General features: G+C 67.2%; 17 protein-coding genes and 1 pseudogene. 15 read left to right on the plus strand and 3 right to left on the minus strand.

Annotation, left to right across the window (positions count from 1 at the left end; all coding sequences use genetic code 11):
* The first annotated feature begins 67 nt into the window (after positions 1-67).
* The 5 genes from HEB94_RS25470 (at position 68) to HEB94_RS25490 (ending at position 4,874) form a co-directional block, all read left to right on the plus strand.
* On the plus strand, positions 68-1,231 hold the full coding sequence (locus HEB94_RS25470) for an AAA family ATPase (protein ID WP_192752236.1): 1,164 nt from the start codon (positions 68-70) through the stop codon (positions 1,229-1,231).
* Between the two features lie 119 nt (positions 1,232-1,350).
* Positions 1,351-1,944 (plus strand): TetR/AcrR family transcriptional regulator, encoded by a 594-nt coding sequence (locus tag HEB94_RS25475; RefSeq protein WP_192752237.1) that lies wholly within the window; start codon positions 1,351-1,353, stop codon positions 1,942-1,944.
* A 28-nt stretch (positions 1,945-1,972) separates the two neighbouring features.
* Positions 1,973-2,857, plus strand: coding sequence for an alpha/beta fold hydrolase (locus HEB94_RS25480; protein WP_192752238.1), 885 nt, complete (start codon positions 1,973-1,975; stop codon positions 2,855-2,857).
* 34 nt (positions 2,858-2,891) lie between these two features.
* Positions 2,892-3,767, plus strand: coding sequence for an alpha/beta fold hydrolase (locus HEB94_RS25485; RefSeq protein ID WP_192752239.1), 876 nt, complete (start codon positions 2,892-2,894; stop codon positions 3,765-3,767).
* Between the two features lie 63 nt (positions 3,768-3,830).
* A complete protein-coding gene (locus HEB94_RS25490) occupies positions 3,831-4,874 on the plus strand; it encodes a Gfo/Idh/MocA family protein (RefSeq protein ID WP_192752240.1) in 1,044 nt (347 codons plus the stop codon).
* A gap of 35 nt (positions 4,875-4,909) precedes the next feature.
* Here the strand turns inward: HEB94_RS25490 and HEB94_RS25495 are convergent, their stop codons facing one another.
* The 3 genes and pseudogenes from HEB94_RS25495 to HEB94_RS54735 form a co-directional block, all read right to left on the minus strand.
* Positions 4,910-5,590 carry a VOC family protein gene (locus HEB94_RS25495; protein ID WP_192752241.1) on the minus strand — a complete coding sequence of 227 codons (681 nt, stop codon included), beginning with the start codon at positions 5,588-5,590 and terminating at the stop codon, positions 4,910-4,912.
* Positions 5,591-5,731: 141 nt separating this feature from the next.
* Positions 5,732-6,262 carry a HEAT repeat domain-containing protein gene (locus HEB94_RS25500; protein ID WP_192752242.1) on the minus strand — a complete coding sequence of 177 codons (531 nt, stop codon included), beginning with the start codon at positions 6,260-6,262 and terminating at the stop codon, positions 5,732-5,734.
* 117 nt (positions 6,263-6,379) lie between these two features.
* Positions 6,380-6,496 (minus strand): annotated as a pseudogene (locus HEB94_RS54735) (multicopper oxidase domain-containing protein); the annotation flags it as partial.
* Positions 6,497-6,528: 32 nt separating this feature from the next.
* On the opposite strand from HEB94_RS54735, the gene HEB94_RS25510 reads away from it, so the two are divergent.
* The 10 genes from HEB94_RS25510 to HEB94_RS25555 all read left to right on the plus strand — a co-directional run bounded on the left by HEB94_RS25510 (position 6,529) and on the right by HEB94_RS25555 (position 17,375).
* Positions 6,529-7,320: a MerR family transcriptional regulator gene (locus HEB94_RS25510; protein ID WP_192752243.1), complete on the plus strand. Its 792-nt coding sequence runs from the start codon at positions 6,529-6,531 to the stop codon at positions 7,318-7,320.
* A 415-nt stretch (positions 7,321-7,735) separates the two neighbouring features.
* Complete coding sequence (locus tag HEB94_RS25515) at positions 7,736-8,950, plus strand: L,D-transpeptidase (protein WP_192752244.1); 1,215 nt, start codon at positions 7,736-7,738, stop codon at positions 8,948-8,950.
* Between the two features lie 167 nt (positions 8,951-9,117).
* Positions 9,118-9,615: a hypothetical protein gene (locus HEB94_RS25520; RefSeq protein ID WP_192752245.1), complete on the plus strand. Its 498-nt coding sequence runs from the start codon at positions 9,118-9,120 to the stop codon at positions 9,613-9,615.
* Entirely contained in the window at positions 9,612-10,268 is a 657-nt protein-coding gene (locus HEB94_RS25525) for a hypothetical protein (protein WP_192752246.1), read from the plus strand. The genes HEB94_RS25520 and HEB94_RS25525 overlap by 4 nt, the downstream gene beginning before the upstream one ends.
* Before the next feature lie 82 nt (positions 10,269-10,350).
* A complete protein-coding gene (locus HEB94_RS25530; protein ID WP_192752247.1) occupies positions 10,351-12,516 on the plus strand; it encodes a malate synthase G in 2,166 nt (721 codons plus the stop codon).
* Positions 12,517-12,945, plus strand: a complete 429-nt coding sequence (locus HEB94_RS25535) for a GlcG/HbpS family heme-binding protein (RefSeq protein WP_192752248.1) — start codon at positions 12,517-12,519, stop codon at positions 12,943-12,945.
* A gap of 1,031 nt (positions 12,946-13,976) precedes the next feature.
* Positions 13,977-15,380 carry an extracellular solute-binding protein gene (locus HEB94_RS25540; RefSeq protein WP_192752249.1) on the plus strand — a complete coding sequence of 468 codons (1,404 nt, stop codon included), beginning with the start codon at positions 13,977-13,979 and terminating at the stop codon, positions 15,378-15,380.
* Positions 15,377-16,321 (plus strand): ABC transporter permease subunit, encoded by a 945-nt coding sequence (locus tag HEB94_RS51015; protein ID WP_192752250.1) that lies wholly within the window; start codon positions 15,377-15,379, stop codon positions 16,319-16,321. The genes HEB94_RS25540 and HEB94_RS51015 overlap by 4 nt, the downstream gene beginning before the upstream one ends.
* On the plus strand, positions 16,318-17,235 hold the full coding sequence (locus HEB94_RS52710) for an ABC transporter permease subunit (protein ID WP_192752251.1): 918 nt from the start codon (positions 16,318-16,320) through the stop codon (positions 17,233-17,235). The genes HEB94_RS51015 and HEB94_RS52710 overlap by 4 nt, the downstream gene beginning before the upstream one ends.
* Complete coding sequence (locus tag HEB94_RS25555; RefSeq protein WP_192752252.1) at positions 17,232-17,375, plus strand: hypothetical protein; 144 nt, start codon at positions 17,232-17,234, stop codon at positions 17,373-17,375. The genes HEB94_RS52710 and HEB94_RS25555 overlap by 4 nt, the downstream gene beginning before the upstream one ends.

A 17,375-nucleotide genomic window follows, 5' to 3' on the forward strand; every position in this document is an offset into this window, starting at 1 on the left:
ATCACGTGCCGTGGGTGGATGGGGATGGCCTCGTGTGCGCGTGTTCGGTCTGGGTAGCGTGTCCAGGGTGATCGCCTCCCTCGCCGTGGAGAACTACCGATCGTTACGGAGCTTGGTCGTCGAGCTGGGCCGGCTGACCGTGGTGACGGGCGGGAACGGTGCCGGCAAGTCCAGCCTCTACCGGGCCCTGCGGCTGCTTGCGGACTCGGCGCGCAACGGGGCCGTGGCTGCCCTGGCCCGCGAGGGAGGGCTTCCCTCCACGCTGTGGGCCGGGCCCGAAACGATCAGCAAGGCGGTCCGGTCAGGCGAGCGTCCGGTGCAGGGAACACTGCGGCGGGGCCCGGTCGCACTGCGACTGGGCTTCGCCGGGGACGACCTCGGGTACGCGATCGACTTCGGCCTGCCGCAGTCTTCGGCCCAGTCGGCGTTCCAGCTGGACCCGCAGGTGAAGCGGGAGGCAGTGTGGGCCGGCCCGGTGCTGCGTCCGGCGACGCTGCTGGTCGAGCGGGCCGGCACCATGTTGCGGATCCGCGACGGCCGCGCCTGGTCGACCTTCCCGGACTCGGTCGGGCCCTTCGACAGCATGCTGAGTGAGTACACCGACCCGCAGCGCGCCCCGGAGCTGCTCACCCTCCGCGAACGGGTCCGGTCGTGGCGGTTCTACGACCAGATCCGCACTGACGCTGGGGCACCGGCACGGCAGCTACGGATCGGCACCCGTACGCCAGTGCTCGGCCACGACGGCGCAGACCTTGCCGCCGCACTCCAGACGATCCGCGAGATCGGCGACGACGCGGCACTCACCGCGGCGATCGACGCGGCGTTCCCCGGCAGCGAGCTGGCGATCGGGACGGAGGGGGCGCGGTTGGAGGTACGGCTGCGCCAACCCGGCCTGCTGCGCCCGCTCGGTGCGGCTGAACTCTCCGACGGGACGCTGCGATACCTCCTGTGGGCCGCGGCGCTGCTGTCTCCGCGACCGCCCGCGCTACTCGTGCTCAACGAGCCGGAAACGAGCCTGCATCCCGAGCTGATCCGGCCGCTGTCCACACTGATCGCCGCCGGAGCGGAGCGCACCCAGGTGGTGGTCGTCAGCCACTCCGGCCAACTGATCGACGCGCTGGCCCGCGATACCAAGCCGACCAGGATCGAGCTGGTCAAGGAGCTCGGCGAAACCCGGGTCGAGGGGCAGGGCAGGTTCGACCGCCCGCCCTGGCAATGGCCCAAGCGGTAACGCGGGCAGTCCAAGCGCCGCCTGGCGCTCGGGTCACATCAAGTACACGGACAACGCCTCGATGCAACTGGTACTCCGGCGGTCACGAGTGCCCCGAACGATCGTGCTATTTTCACTCCATGAGCAAGGGGGCCGAGACCCGGACCGCGATCCTGCATGTCGGCGTGGAGACCGCCTACAGGGTGGGTCTGGGTGGCCTGACCATCGGCGAGCTGGCGCGGAGCACGGGTCTGAGCAAGAGCGGTCTGTTCGCGCACTTCCGTTCGAAGGAATCGCTGCAGTTGGAAGTGCTCAAGCAGGCCCGGAACGAGTTCATCGCCAGCGTCATCCAGCCGGCGATCCTGACCCCGCGCGGTGAACCACGGGTTCGCGCCCTTTTCGAGAACTGGTTGGACTGCGTTCTGCGTCGCATGCCGGGGGCATGCCTGTTCGTGAAGGCGCTGTCGGAGTTCGAGGAGCAAACTGGTCCGGTACGCGACCAACTCTTCCAAGATCACCGCGATCTTTACGACTCCCTCGCCCTGAGTGTCCAGACCGGCGTCACCGAGGGGCAGTTCGGGGCCGATCTCGACCCGATGCAGTTCGCCTTTGATCTCGACGGGATCATGCTCGTCTGTTATCACTGGCTCCAGTTGATCGACGCCGATGACGCCGAAGCCCGCGCCCGAAGGGCGTTCGAAACCCTGCTGGACGCCGCGCGCCGACCGTCCTGACCGGCCGCCACACCCGATCGTGAGGATCATGAGCAAGACCGTAATCCCGGCACGAAAAAGCACGACCGTTCGTACGCTTCTGAAGCTAGCCTCCCTCCGCGCGGCGTTCGCCGTACTGGAACGGGTCGCGCCCGGGCCGGGCTCCCGGCTGGCGCTCGACCTCTGGTGCACCCTGCCTGCCAACGCCGGCCGGCGCCGCGACGAACGCCCGACCCCGGGCCTCCGCTCGATGATCGAGGTCGCGGGCCGATCCGTCGCGGTGGAGAGATGGGGTGACGGACCGCCGGTCTACCTGATGCACGGCTGGGGCGGCTGGCGTGGTCAGCTCGGCTGCTTCGTCAACCCCTTGGTCGAGGCCGGATTTCACGTGGTCGCCTTCGATGTACCGGGCCACGGCGACTCCGATCCGAGCGTGATGGGTCGACGGCGGGGTAACGGCCTGGAATTCATCCGAGCCCTTCGGGCGGTCGCAACCGAGTTTGGCGACCCGCTCGGGGTGATCGCGCACTCCTATGGTTGCGCCACCACCACGACCGCCATCCGCGATGGGCTCGGTCTCCGGCGACTGGTCTGCGTTGCCCCCAGTGTCGACCCGATGACCAGCCTCCATCAGATGGCTCGGACGCTCGGGATCGGACCGCGGACCATGGCCCGGTGGCTGGTCAGAATCGAACGGCTCGCGGGCCGGCCGCTCTCGGATTTTGATCCGCGGACGGTGACGGGGGAACGACCGCCGACCCTCGTGATCCATGATCGCCAGGACAAGGAGGTCCCGTACGCCGAAGGGGAAGCCTTCCGGGCGAGCTGGCCGACCGCCGAGTTGGTCAGCACCGACGGTCTGGGCCACCAGCGGATCCTGCGTGATTCGGAGGTGATCGACCAGGCGGTCGGCTTCCTCGTAGCTACACCGTGATGCCCACGTTCCGACCGACCGTCCCGGGAGCCCCATGTCCGCCTCGACACCCGCGCCGACTCTCAACCACGTCGAACTCCCGCAGGGCACTGTCACCTACCTCGTCGCCGGCCCGGCCGACAGCGCGTTCCCGCCGGTCGTGTTCGTGCACGGCTTGTTGGTCGACAGCCAGCTCTGGACGGGTGTCGCCGACGTGCTCGCCGAGCGCGGCATCCGCAGCTACGCGCCCAACTGGCCGCTCGGCTCGCACCGCGTCCCGATGAACGCCGACGCCGACCTCAGCCCACGCGGCATGGCGGCGACCATCAACAGATTCCTCGCCGCCCTCGATCTGACCGACGTCACCCTCGTCGGCAGCGACACCGGCGGGGCGCTGTGCCAGTTCACCATCGACACCGACCACCGCCGGATCGGCCGTCTGGTCCTCACCAACTGCGATGCCTTCGACCACTTCCCGCCCAGCGAGTTCGTGGGGCTGATCAGGGTGGGCCGCCACGCGGCGCTGATCAAGCCGCTTCTCACCGCGCTCGAGCCCACCGCCATCCGGCACAGCCGGCGCGGCTACGGGCTGCTGTTCGCCAGCAAGCCGGATCCGAAAGTCACCCGCAGCTGGATCGAACCCGCGCGCCGTGACAAGGCGATCCGCCGCGACGCCGCCAAGCTGATGAGCACGATGCGGCCGACGGACCTGCTCGATGTCTCCAGCCGTTTCGACGACTTCACCAAGCCGGTGCACATCGTCTGGGGCGACGCCGACACGTGCTTCAGGATCAGCTTCGCGGAGCAGTTGGCGGCCGCGTTCCCGAACGCGACGCTGACGACCGTGACCGGCGGACGTACGTTCATCTCGATGGAGTTTCCCGAGCAGGTCGCCGACGTGATCAGCAAGGCCTCCGAACCGGTTGGCTGACCCACGCTCCGCAGGTGTCGATGTGACCGAGGGGCATCTTGGCGCACTGATAGCGTTCCGGGCATGGCTGATTCGCCGATCAGGGTGGGTTTCGTCGGTGCCGGTGCCAACTCCCGTCTCCGTCATATTCCGAACTTCCAAGCACTGCCGGGAGTCGAGCTGGTCGCGGTGGCGAACCGAACCCGCGAGTCGGGTGCTCGGATCGCCGACGATTACGGCTTTCAGCGTGTGGAGGACGACTGGCGTCGGGTCGTCGAGGCGCCCGACATCGACGCCATCTGTATCGGCACCTGGCCCAACATGCACCGTGAGCTCACGGTGGCGGCACTCGGAGCCGGCAAGCACGTGTTGTGCGAGGCGCGGATGGCCAGGAACGCCGCGGAGGGTCGCGAGATGTTGGCCGCCTCACGCCGGGCGCCGCACCTGGTCGCTCAGTTGGTGCCGTCCCCGGTGACGTTGGAGTTCGACTCCACGCTCGAGTCGATGATCAGCGGTGGCTATCTCGGCGACATCCTGGCGGTCGAGGTCCACGCTGGCCAGTCCAGCTTCGTCGACGCGACGGCGCCCTTGCACTGGCGGCAGGACGCTGGCCTCAGCGGTAACAACATTCTGAGCATGGGCATCTGGTACGAAGCGATGATGCGGTGGCTCGGCCCTGCGAAGCGGGTGACGGCGATGGGCGCGACGACCGTTCCTCGACGCGAGGACGACCACGGAAACTGGCACGAGGTCAAGGTGCCCGACCACATGGACATTCTCGCGACGCTGGGAGGCGGCGGCGTTGCCCACCTGCGTTTCAGCAGCGTGACCGGGCTTGCGCCGCAGACGGATCTGTGGATCTTCGGGTCCGAAGGCACCCTGCGTTTCGAGCCGGAGTCCGGACGACTTACCGCCGGACGACGAGGCGACCGCGAACTGAGCGAGGTTCCGGTCCCAGCAGAACGGCGTACCGGGTGGCGGGTGGAGGAGGAGTTCGTCAACGCCATCCGGGGACGTGAGGAGGTCGCGCGTACGACCTTCGAGGACGGTGTCCGCTACATGGAGTTCACCGACGCGGTCAGCCGTAGCGCGGCGACGGGACAGACTGTCGACGTCGCCGACCTCTGACCGCAGCGCATGCGCCGCCCATCACGGGTGGTGAGTCAGCCCAGGCAGACCTCATTGCCTTCGGGGTCGGAGAGGACCCACGGATGGTCGGGGTCCGCTTGGCGGCCGCCGGCGGCGAGGACGGCGGCGATGCGGGTTTCGACTTGTTCGGGAGGCACCGCGATGTCGACGTGGATGCGGTTGCGCTGGGTCCGCGGGGCGTCCATCTGCTGGAACCAGAACGAAGGCCCGCGGCCCCTCGGGTCTACGACGTCCTCGTCGGTGTCACGACGGAACTCATAGCCGAGCGCTTCCCGCCAGAAGGGCATCACGTCCGGGATCACGAGCGCGTCGACCGAAACCTGGATGTGCTGCACGCGCGTCGGGTCGGCCGGAATGCTCAACTCCCGCGCGGCCGCGGAGATCTGGCGAGCAATCTCGACATCCCGCGCGCTGTGCCCGCAGAAGAAGCGATCGGCGGGGATCGTGGTCAGACGTATGGTCACGCCTTCGTGGCGGAGATCGACGTCGGGCTGATGGTCTCCGTCAACGGCGGGTAGCTCAGCGATCGCCTGTACGAGACGGGCACTGGTCGCGAAGGAATCCGTGCGGAAGAACGCGTAGACGGCATCACCCAGAACCCGCCAGTCCTCGACGCCCTCGGACGCCTTGAACTCCTCCGGGGACAGCCAACCGGGTTGCTCCCATGGTTCCTGCGGTGCCGGAGAATCGGTCATGTCGTACCTCCCAGGGGGTGCACCGATGCTGCCACAGCAATGGTCGGAACGGTAGGTGGGTCACTCGAGCCAACCTGGAGGCGACCCCTGGTGTGAGGGGCTGTCGCCTTGTGTCAGTGGGCAGTGGGCAGTAGCCAGTGGTCAGTGATCGAGGTCGAGCCGGTGGCGTAAGCGTGGCAGTACCTGCTCGGCCGCGGCGCGAACGATTCGCTCCGGGTCGTCGGCGAGTCGAAGCACGGAGGGGATGTGCTCACGCTCGCCGACCGTCGCAAGCCCTCGGGCAGCCGCGACCCGGACGCGAGGTACCGGGTGCTCGCTGAGCACAACCAATGTGGGCGCCCCGTCGGCGAGCTCACGACCGCCTACGATGACCGCGCAATGCTCAACCACCCGCCACGCGTCGTCGTGGAGTCCGGCGAGCACCGCGTCGGCGACCGTATCGTGCCAGCAGTAGCGCAGGGCCCGGGCGCCCCAGACCCTTGCCCAGTACGCGTTGGGTTCCTTGAGTAGCCAGGCCATCTCTCCCTGGAATCCCAGTGCGCGCAGGAAGTCCTCGTCACCGCTCGGATCCGCACCCCGCAGCAAGGCCGCACTGCGTCGGGCGACCTCGGCCGCTCCGTAGCGGAGGCAGGCCTCCCGGACGTACTCCCGCGGCGATCGTCGAGTGCTCATGGCCTCAGACTCTGACGCGCACCCTTCACCGGATGCAAGTGGCACCCCTATCAGGGACCAGCCCTGAGGATGGTGGGGTAGAACCTTGGCCGGCCCCTGTCGCACGATCTGCAGGACGGCCATCATGCCCTCGTCCTCGTGGTTGAGGATGTGGCAGTGGAACACCGTCTTGTCCGGGTAGTCGGCAAAGCGGATCCGGATGACGGCGTTCGCTGGCCGGTCGAGACTTGACCTTCGAGTTGGGTCGAAGGTTTACCGTCGACGGTGTGACGACCTACCGCATCTCGCAGCTGGCCGAGCACTCCGGCGTTCCGGCGACGACGCTGCGTTTCTACGAGACCGCCGGGCTGTTGCCGGCCGAGCGGACCGCGTCCGGGTACCGCGTGTACGGAGAAGAGGCGGTGGAGCGGCTGGCGTTCATCTCCTCGGCGAAACTGCTGGGCCTGGCCTTGGAGGAGATCCGCGGCCTCCTGGACATCCGCGAGGAGGGCGTCTGCGCCTCGGTCCGGGCCCGGATGCTCCCGCTGGTCGCCGACCGGATCAAGGATACCGACGACCGGATCGCGGAACTGCGCACCTTCTCCGCCTACCTGGCAGGAGTCCATGGGGTCCTGTCGGGCCCTGCTCCCGCGGGTGCGTGTGGCCCGGACTGCGGCTGCACCGCCAGCGGTGCCCGCCCTGCTGGACCGGTGCCGGTGACCTTCTCGGCGACCCGCCCCGCATCCGACCCGACACCCGAACCGGAGCGTGAGGCGTGGCGGGCTGCTCCGGTCGCCTGCACCCTCGGCGGTGCCGAGTTGGGGGAGCGCACCGAGCAGTGGCGCACGCTGGTCGCGAAGGCCGACCGGCGCGAGGAGATCGATGACGGGCTGCGGCTGTCCTTCCCACCAGACGTCGAACTCGCGGGAAACCTTGCCGCACTCGCCGCGGCCGAGCAGGGCTGCTGCGCCTTCTTCGACTTCACCCTGCACCTGACCCCCGACGTCCTCCATCTGAACGTCCGAGCGCCCGAGAGCGCCGGGCAGATGCGGGCCGACCTGTGGGGAACACCCGCATGACGACTATCTCCTCCCAGGCTCCGGGGTCGAACCTCCCGTACGCACCTGCGCTGGTGAGACCGGCCGGTGTTGCCGAACCTTTCACGCGGCTCGGTCGCGGCGTGCATCTCGACTCCGACTGAGAAATGTCACATAAACGGGTCAGCCATTAACGACGTGCACAAGTGCGGGAGACGCACCAGGGAAACGGTGCCTTGGATGAAAGGCCGCTGGGGTTCGGCGGTCTGTTACTGGCAGGCAGCACATGATGTCGGGGTTCTCATCAGGCGTCCGGTGTGCCGGCGAGTTCACTAGGTTTTTTAGATGATAAGAGCCGGCATGTGACTTGCCGGGGCTACAGGACGTGATTCGATTCGGGGGTCCCTTTTGGGGAAGGGTCGCACGGGCCTGTCGGTCACCGATGCGAGGAGTGCACATGAGTAAGCGGGGGCGCACGCGGTCAGCAGTGCGTGGGGTCGGGGCTTTGGTGGTGGTGCTGGCCGTGGTGTTGGTGGCCGGTTGCCAGGTGGACTCGGGGTCGGGTTCTTCGATCCAGGCGAACGCCAACCCGAACGGTGTGGCGACGCCGAAGGCTGTCGCGCAGGCGAAGGTGACTGTCTCGCCTGCGGACCGGGCGGAGAACGTGGCGGTGGATGCCGCGGTGACGGTAGCGGCCAGCGGCGGAAGTCTGACGCGGGTGGAGGTCACCTACGACGGCAAGGCCGTGGAGGGGGCGCTGGACGAGGCCAGGACGTCGTGGTCGACGGAGGCGGGGAGCCTGCTTCCGGATCGGGTCTACCAGGTTCACGCGGTCGCGAGGAACGCCGAGGGAAAGGTGACCCAGACCAACCAGACGTTCACCACGGCGAAGCCGGCGAAGGTGCTCGGCACGGACATCGAGCCGCTGAATGGCAGCACGGTGGGTGTCGGTATGCCGATCGTGGTCAAGTTCACCGCGCCGGTGAAGGACCGTGTTGAGGTGGAGAAGCGGCTGGTGGTGGAGACGTCCAAGCCGGTCGTGGGGGCGTGGCACTGGTTCAGTTCGGAGGAGGTTCACTACCGTCCGAAGAAGTACTGGCCGGCCCACACCGAGGTCAGGCTGAGTGTCAACACCAAGGACGTCAACGCGGGTGACGGTGTGTGGGGCGTCAAGGACAGGGTGCGGCGCTTCCGCATCGCCAACTCGGTGGTGACCAAGGTCGACCTGGACAAGTCGCACCGGGCACGTGTCTACATCAACGGGAAGTGGGCTCGTTCGATCCGGGTGACCGGGGGAAAGGCCGGTTGGCGGACGCGGAACGGCGTCAAGGTGGTCCTGGAGAAGCGTCAGAACTTCCAATTCACGAACGAGGCTATCGGGGCTAGGGAGCGCTACCGGCTGGTGGGCCGGTGGGCACTTCGGGTGACCTGGAGCGGTGAGTTCCTGCACTCGGCGCCTTGGTCGGTGGGGTCGCAGGGGTACTCCAACACCAGCCACGGATGCGTCGGCATGAGCGTCAGTGACTCCGGCTGGCTCTGGCAGGTCTCCCAGGTCGGTGACCCGGTCGAGGTGACGAGCAGCAGCGGTGCCCAGATGCCGGCGACCGGTAACGGTTGGGGCGACTGGAACCTGTCCTGGAAGGAATGGAAGGCCGGCAGCGCGCTGAGCTGAAACCAACCAGTACAGCCAGAACACGAGCGGCCGCAGGCCCGAGTGGTGTCATGGTGTGCCCCCGGCTCCCTCGTTGCTGACGTCTCGGACGACACCCAGTTTCCTTGTCGCCGTAAGGGGTTTTGCTAGCCTTTCTCTTGTCAGCAGCAAGGGAAGGGGCCACCATCATGGCCAACTGGGCCGCACGCGTCGAGTGGAACGACGCCGGCGATCTCACCGACGTCGCGCTCGAGCGGATCGCTGAGACTCTGCGGGCCCACGCGGCCGCGGCATGCCGGGAGCGCGAGCCCGACCGTGCCTCGGTGAACCTGACCGTGGAGGCGAACACCCTGCGCCAGGCCGACGACCTCGCCCTGCGCCTTGTGCGCGACGCCGTCCACGCTGCGGGCCAGCGGTTCGAACCGTCCGGTGTCGAGGTGCTCGACGAGGCCACCTTCGCTGCGCGCCTGGCCGAGCCGACCATCCCGCCGCTCGTCGGGTACGCCGAGATCGCCGAGATCGCCGGCGTCAGCCGCCAGCGTGCCCGTGAGCTCGGCAACCTCGAGGGCTTCCCGCCCGCGGTCGTCGAGACTCAGGCCGGGCCGCTGCGCGTCCGGTCGCAGGTCGAGACCTGGATGTCGACGTGGGAACGCAAGCCCGGCCGGCCGCGCAAGGCGTCGTCGTGACCGAGATCTTTTCGACTGTCGCCTCGTGGGTGCACGCCGCGGCGTGGGGTTCGGTCGGCGACTGGGTGTCAGGCGTGGGGACTGTCCTGGCGGTGATCGTCGCCCTCGGGATCGCCCGAAAGGACTGGCGACGGTCGGACGCGGAACGCCGGGACGCTGAGGCTTCCCAGGCGCGGCTGATCGTCACATCGGTCAAACACCAGGAGACGGGCACTGGGCGCTGGACAGACGTGACGGTGACGAACCACAGCGAGTATCCGCTGCCTCTCCTCAGGCTCGGTTCGGTCCTGGCGAGAGCGCCGCACGACGGGGGCACGTTCTCGTTGCGGGGAAGTTCGCCGATCCGGCAGGTTCTCGAGCCACACGGGTTCGCGACCTGGAGCGTGGAGGTCGTGGACAAGAACGCCAAGAAGGTTGGCTGGCCCGCCGAGTTCGACGTGTTCATCAGCTTCACCGATCACGCGGGCCGCGAGTGGTCGCGTTGCAACCTGGATCAGCCGAAGAGGCAACTGCCGGACGGTTTCCTCGCCAGCTGGCGTCCAGGTGCTTCAGGGTGGTCGCTGGGCCAGCGGCTTCGGCTCAGCAAGGGACTCAGGCAGTACATCGAAGACGTGGAGGACAAACCCGGACCGCCGCTGGGTGGCACCGGATAGCAGCGACGTGACGTTGACACCCTTTATGTTAGGGTTTCAATATAGGAAATGTTTCTTCCGTATGATGGAATCAGGAGCCTGAATGGACGCGCGCGTGGTCGAGGGAGGACTCGCCGTCGCCGCGAGCCTGCACCGGTTCGTCGAGGAGGAGGCGCTGCCCGGCACGGGTGTGGACCCGAACGCCTTCTGGGCGGGGCTTGCCGGCCTGGTGCAGGAGTTCGCGCCGCGCAACCGCGATTTGCTCGCCCGACGTGATGAGCTGCAGGCGCGGATCGACCAGTGGCACCGCGAGCACCCCGGGATGGACGACCCGGCCTCGTACGAGCGCTTCCTTCGCGACATCGGCTACCTCCTCGAGGAGCCGGCGACGGTCGAGGTGGTGACCAGTGACGTCGACGACGAGGTGGCGCGGATCGCCGGTCCCCAGCTGGTCGTCCCGCTGTTGAATGCACGATTCGCGACGAACGCGGTCAATGCGCGCTGGGGATCCCTGTACGACGCCCTCTACGGCACCGACGTGGTCCCGCGCGAGGGCGATCTCGCACCCAGCCGGGGGTACAACAAGGCCCGCGGCGCCGAGGTGATCGCCCGCGTCCGGGCATTTCTCGACGAGCACTTCCGCCTCGCCGGCGGGTCGCACGCCGACGCCACGTCGTACTCCGTCGACGGCGAAGGTCTGGCTGTCACTGTCAAGGACAACCTGCTCCGCCTTGTCGAACCGGGCCAGCTCGTCGGCTACCGCGGGGCGGCGCACGAGCCGGAAGCTGTGGTGCTCGTGCACAACGGCCTCCACGTCGAGATCCAGGTCGACCGCGACGACGCCATCGGCGCCACCGACCCCGCCGGTGTCAAGGACCTGCTCATCGAGTCCGCGGTCTCGACCATCATGGACCTCGAGGACTCGGTGGCGGCCGTCGACGCCGACGACAAGGTCGTCGGCTACCGCAACTGGCTGCAGCTGATGGACGGAACGCTCTCGGCCGAGGTCACCAAGGGTGGCAGCACGTTCACGCGCTCGATGAACCCCGACCGCACCTGCACCTCGCCCTCCGGCGAGGAGGTGACGTTGCGCGGACGGTCCCTGCTGTTCATCCGACAGGTGGGCCACCTGATGACCACGAACGCCGTCCTTGACCGCGACGGTCACGAGGTGCCCGAGGGCATCCTCGACGCGGTGATGACTGCGCTCGGCAGTCTGCGCGATCTCCGTATCGGCTCGGACAAGCCGAACTCGCTGACCGGGGCGATGTACGTCGTCAAGCCCAAGATGCACGGGCCGGAAGAGGTGGCCTTCGCTGTCGACCTGTTCGCCCGCGTCGAGGAGCTGCTCGGTCTGCCGCGGCTGACCATCAAGGTCGGGATCATGGACGAGGAGCGCCGCACGTCGCTGAACCTCAAAGCCTGCATCGAGGCGGCACGCGAGCGGGTGGCCTTCATCAACACCGGGTTCCTCGACCGGACCGGCGACGAGATTCACACCTCCATGCTCGCCGGGCCGCTCGTGCGTAAGAACGACATGAGGAGCGAGACCTGGATCTCGGCGTATGAGGACCTCAACGTCGACATCGGGATCGAGTGCGGGCTGCTCGGCAGAGCGCAGATCGGCAAGGGCATGTGGCCGGCGCCGGACAGCCTGGCGGCCATGTCCGAGACGAAGATCGGTCACCCACGAGCGGGCGCGAGCTGCGCCTGGGTGCCGTCGCCCACCGCCGCGACCCTGCATGCGCTGCACTACCACCAGGTGGACGTCCGGGCCAGGCAGGAGGAGATCGCGGCAGGTGGACGCCGCCGCGACCGGGCCGAGCTGCTGCGGGTGCCGCTGGCCGAACCGACCTGGTCCGCGGCGGAGCGGCAACAGGAGATCGACAACAACTGCCAGTCGCTCCTCGGATATGTCGTCCGCTGGGTCGACGCCGGTGTCGGCTGCTCGAAGGTGCCGGACATCACCGGCGAGCCGCTGATGGAGGACCGGGCGACGTGCCGGATCTCGGCGCAGCACCTGGCGAACTGGCTGCACCACGGCGTGGTCACGGCGGATCAGGTCGAGGAGACACTGCACCGCATGGCCGCGGTCGTCGACGAGCAGAACGCCGCTGACCCGTCCTACACACCGATGGCGCCGGGCTTCGACGGCGACGCCTTCCAGGCGGCCCGCGCGCTCGTGTTCGAAGGCCTCGAGCAGCCGAGCGGCTACACCGAGCCGATCCTGCATCGCCGCCGTACACACAAGAAAGGTCAGGAGGCCTAGATGACGCTCGACCTCGACACCGCCCGCACCATCGTCGCAGGCGCACGCCGCCACGGCGCGGAGGCGGGTCTCAAGCCGCTCACCGTGGTCGTGCTCGACCAAGGCGGACACATTGTCGCCGTGGAGAGGGAGGACGGCTCGTCGAACGCTCGCGTCGCGATCGGCTTCGGCAAGGCCAACGGCGCACTGGCGCTGGGCATGGGGTCGCGCTCGATCATGGCTCGGGCCGAACAACAGGCGTACTTCGTCAACGCGGTGACCTCCGCTGTGGGCGGCTCGCTCGTCCCGGTCCCGGGCGGTGTACTCGTGCGCGATGACGCCGGCACCTTGCTCGGGGCAGTCGGCATCACCGGCGACACCTCCGACAACGACGAGGCCGCCGCGGTCGCCGGCATCGAGTCGGCCGGTCTCACGGCACAGGTGGACTGAGAGCGGCCTGACCACCGGCCTCGTGCGGCCGAGGGGAGCAGCACGTGGGTGCTCCTCCCCAGCAGGCACGTTTCTCATCGGCGTTGCGGCCGTGGCCTTTCTGATGGCCACGGCCGCAACGCGTATCACGGCGACGCTCCAGGTCGCCCTCCGCGCCACCATCGATGGACGCCCCGCCGCGTCGGCGTCGTCCAGCACCAGATCACGGTCGACCTGACCTGCGACTGCGACTGCGACTGCGACTGCGGCCGCGACTGCGACTGCGGCCGCGACTGCGACCGCGACTGCGACTGCGACTGCGACGACTGTCTGCGCGCACGTGTCGAGCACGCCGCACTCGACCCCTTCCGCGGCGACGCCAACGCGATCCGCGACGAACTCCCCGACGCGGTCCGGTACCGGACGCCTTTCACGTCGTGAAGCTCGGCTCCACCGCCCTGGACGAGGTCCGGTCCGGGTCCGGCAGGACACCCTCGCCCGCCGCGGCCACGACACGATCCGCCGTACCGGATCCGACGGGCCCTGATGAGCGGCATCGAGCGGCTCACCGGCACTCAGAGGACCGCCCGCAGAAGTATCTGCCCATCGAAACCTAATTAGTAAAAAGATTCGCCGCCTCGCGCACGGCTTCCGCGGCGCCACAACTACCGACTACGAAGCCTGCTCGCCGCGGAGGGAACGCCCCTACCGATCCCGACTCGCCGACGCCCAATTCCGAAGAGCCCGATTCGCGAGTTGCCGCACGTGGCCCAATGCGGACAGGTTTGCGGCAGCCGGTGAATCGTCGGGCCGGCAGCCCTAATTGAGCCGGAGTCGGACGCTCCACGCGCGCGGTTCGTAACCTTCTCGAGCGCGTCGGGACGACCTATTCATGATTCCGCATAGTGGAATTCATGTTCCGAATAGTCCTTGACAGTCCCCGTGGGGTGGGTCGATACTCAGCGGCACCGAAGATCAACAGCCCGCAGCGTTGCGCAGACCTTCGCGGGCTGTGCTCCGGGCGGAGCGCTTGTCAAGGGAGACCGATCAGCATGACCTCCGGCCCTTTTCTCACCCGCCGCCGATTGCTCCAAGGGGGCCTTGGGCTGGCTGTCGCCGGCGCCGCCGGCACCTCGTTGACCGCGTGCGGCTCGGATTCATCCGCGACGCCGGCCGGCTGGACAGAGGTGACCTTCAGTTCGGTGGGTGACCCCACGACCCAGAAGATGTTCAAGGAAATGATCGCGGCTGCTCAGAAGGAGAGCCTCGACGAGCACAAGATCAAGATCGTGTGGAAGCCCGCACCGGGTGACGATTGGGCGAGCGTCATGCTGCAGTTCGCCTCCGGCACAACAGCCGATCTGCAGCGCATCGACGACGACCGGGTGTACGACCTGGCGACGAACGGCAAGATCCTGCAGTTGGACAAGATGATCTCCGACAAGAGCACGGGATTCGATCTCTCGAAGTACAGCCCGACGTTCACGACCAAGGTTGCGGTCGAGGGATACCAGTTCTCCATTACGCCGGGTATGAGTGCCAATGCGCTCTACTACAACAAGAAGCTGTTCGCCGATGCCGGGCTCACGGCGCCGACCTCGTGGGCCGATGCGTGGAGCTGGGACGAATTCGACGCGGCCGTCAAGAAATTGACGAAGAAGAACGGGAGCCGTACCGACACCTACGGTCTGCAGTACGCGGTCAACACCGTCCAGGCCACCGCGTACGGTGCCGGTGACACCGCGCTCAACGAGAACCAGACCGAATGCGGCTACGGCAAGCCGGAGACATTGGAAGCGATCGACAAGCAGATCTCCTACATTCGTGAGGGTCATGCCCCCACCGTCGATGTGGAGTTCCTGCCCCTGTTCAACGCAGGAAAGCTCGCCATGACGTGGCAGGCCATGGACATCAGTCCGCAGATCAGTCCCGACGTCGACTGGGACGTAATGCCCTGGCCGAAGACCCCGCTCTTCGCCATGACGAAGAACTACTCCCGGACCTGGGTCATCCCGAAGACCGCGAAGGATCCGCAGGCCGCCTTCCTCGCCATGAAGGCGCTGTGCGGCAAGGCGGCTTCGGAAGTGATGGCCAAGGCCCAGTTCGCCGTCCCGGCGCTGACCGAAGTGGCCGAGAGCGCCGCGTTCACCGACCATCCGCGGCCGAAGACCGCCAATGTCTGGGCCGAAACGCTGGGTGACGTCGACGGTAAACCGGTGGACGTGCCGTTCCCGCGCGGACCCATCGGCACGGCGCTCGCCGACTCCTTCGTCGAAGGCACCAATGCCAACAACCTGATGAGCGGCAAGCTCGCCACGGCCGACTTCATCAAGCGCGGACGGGCCGCGGTCAACGCTGAGATCAAGAAGCGCAACTGGAACGGAAGTAAGGGCAAGGAGTTGCTCGAGAAGGGAGGAGCGCTCACCGATCCCGACCTGAAGGTCACGGACAAGTGAGCGCGAAGCAGGCCATCGAGACGCCGATCGTCAAGGCAGCCCGGCCACAGGTGCCGCGCCGCGGATCGGGGCGCCGCCGCAACCTCCGCGGCTGGATGTTCATCGGTCCGGTCGTGCTCGGGACGCTGATCTTCAACATCATCCCTGTCGCCCCGACGCTGGTGACGAGCTTCACGGACTGGGACGGCCTGTCGGCGCCGAAGTTCAGCGGACTGGCCAACTACAAGGAGATGTTCTCCGGGCACGATCCGCTGTTCGGCAAGAGCCTGATCAACACGGTCATCTACACGGTCGGGTACGTCCCGGTCGGGATCATCATCGGGATCGCCCTGGCCCTGCTGGTCAACAACCGGCTCCGGGGGATGGCTGTCATCCGGGCGCTGATCTTCCTGCCGTACGTGACGTCCCTGGTCGCCGTCGGCGTCGTCAGTCGGTGGGTCTTCAGCGATCAGTACGGGATCATCAATGCGATCCTGGCGACGTTCGGCATCACCGGACCGCACTGGCTGGGTGAACCCGGATCGGCCATGGCTGCCGTGATCGTCACGGCGATCTGGGCGAACATGGGCTTCAACATGATCATCATTCTGGCCGGCCTGCAAGGGGTCCCGGAGTCGTTGACCGAAGCGGCCACCCTCGACGGAGCCGGCCGGTTCTCACGATTCGTCCACGTGACGATCCCGTTCCTCACGCCGACGATCTTCATGTTGTTGATCTTGCAGACGATCGGCTCGTTCCAGGTCTTCGCACTCATCCTGGTGATGACTGGCGGCGGACCGGGCGACGGCACGTACGTCTACATCTACCACCTCTGGTACCAGGCGTTCACGCTGCGAAAGATGGGGTACGCCTCGGCGCTGGCCATTGTGCTCTTCGCTGTGCTTCTGGCGGTCACATGGATCCAGAACCGGCTCTCGAAGAGATGGGTGTTCTACCAGTGACGATCGAAGAGACTCGCGCTCCCAAGCCGATCGCGCAACGACGGTCGGCGATGCCGGAGGGCGATGCGGGCAGCGGACGGCGGCGGGCGGGCCGGATCGTGGCACCGGCGGCGATCTACGTCGCCTGCATCATCGTCGTGCTCATCGCCATCGGTCCGTTCGTGTGGATGCTGTCGAGCTCGTTCAAGGAACCGGGCGACGTGATCAGCCTGACACCGCGCCTGCTCCCGGACCCGTTCACCACCGAGAACTACGCGTACCTGGTCAACAACGGTGTCCTGCCGTTCGTCCGGTTCCTGGGAAACAGCGCCTACATCACGGTACTGGTGATCATCGGCCGGCTGCTCGTGTGTGCACTGGGCGCGTACGGCTTCGCGAGGCTGCAGTTCCGTGGGCGGGACGCCGCCTTCGGGCTGTTGCTCGCATCGCTGATGATCCCCGACATGCTGATGGTGCTCCCGCTGTATTCGGCCTACGTCGAGACCGGTCTGATCAACACGCACTTCCCGTTGATCATCCCGCCGATCGTCGCCAACACGTTCGGGACCTTCCTGCTCCGGCAGTTCTTCATGACGATCCCCAAGGAGTACGACGAGGCCGCGCTGATCGACGGCGCGAGCCACTTCCGGATCTTCGTGAGCATCATCCTGCCGCTGTCGAAACCGGCCCTGGCCACCTTGGCGGTGTTGACCTTCGTCAACGTGTGGAACGACTTCTTCGGTCCCTTGGTCTACCTCAGCGATGTCAACAAGTTCACCGTCCCGGTCGGGCTGGCGTTCTTCCAGGGGCAGGACAGCACCCAGTACGGCCCGCTCATGGCGGGAGCGACGCTGGCCATCATCCCGACCGTCCTGGTCTTCGTCTTCGCACAGAAGTACTTCACCCGCGGAATCTCGATGACCGGAATCAAATGACCAGCACCGTCGGCCCGACCATGCGGCTCGTCGGCACGAACGGGCCGGTCGACAGCGGCCGGATGGATACCGACGCGCCCGTGCCGCACGGCACGGCCGGGCATGAGAAGGCGGCCGACGCCGTCTGCACAAGGAGATAA

This window comes from Actinopolymorpha pittospori (assembly GCF_014873875.1).
GTDB lineage: Bacteria > Actinomycetota > Actinomycetes > Propionibacteriales > Actinopolymorphaceae > Actinopolymorpha > Actinopolymorpha pittospori.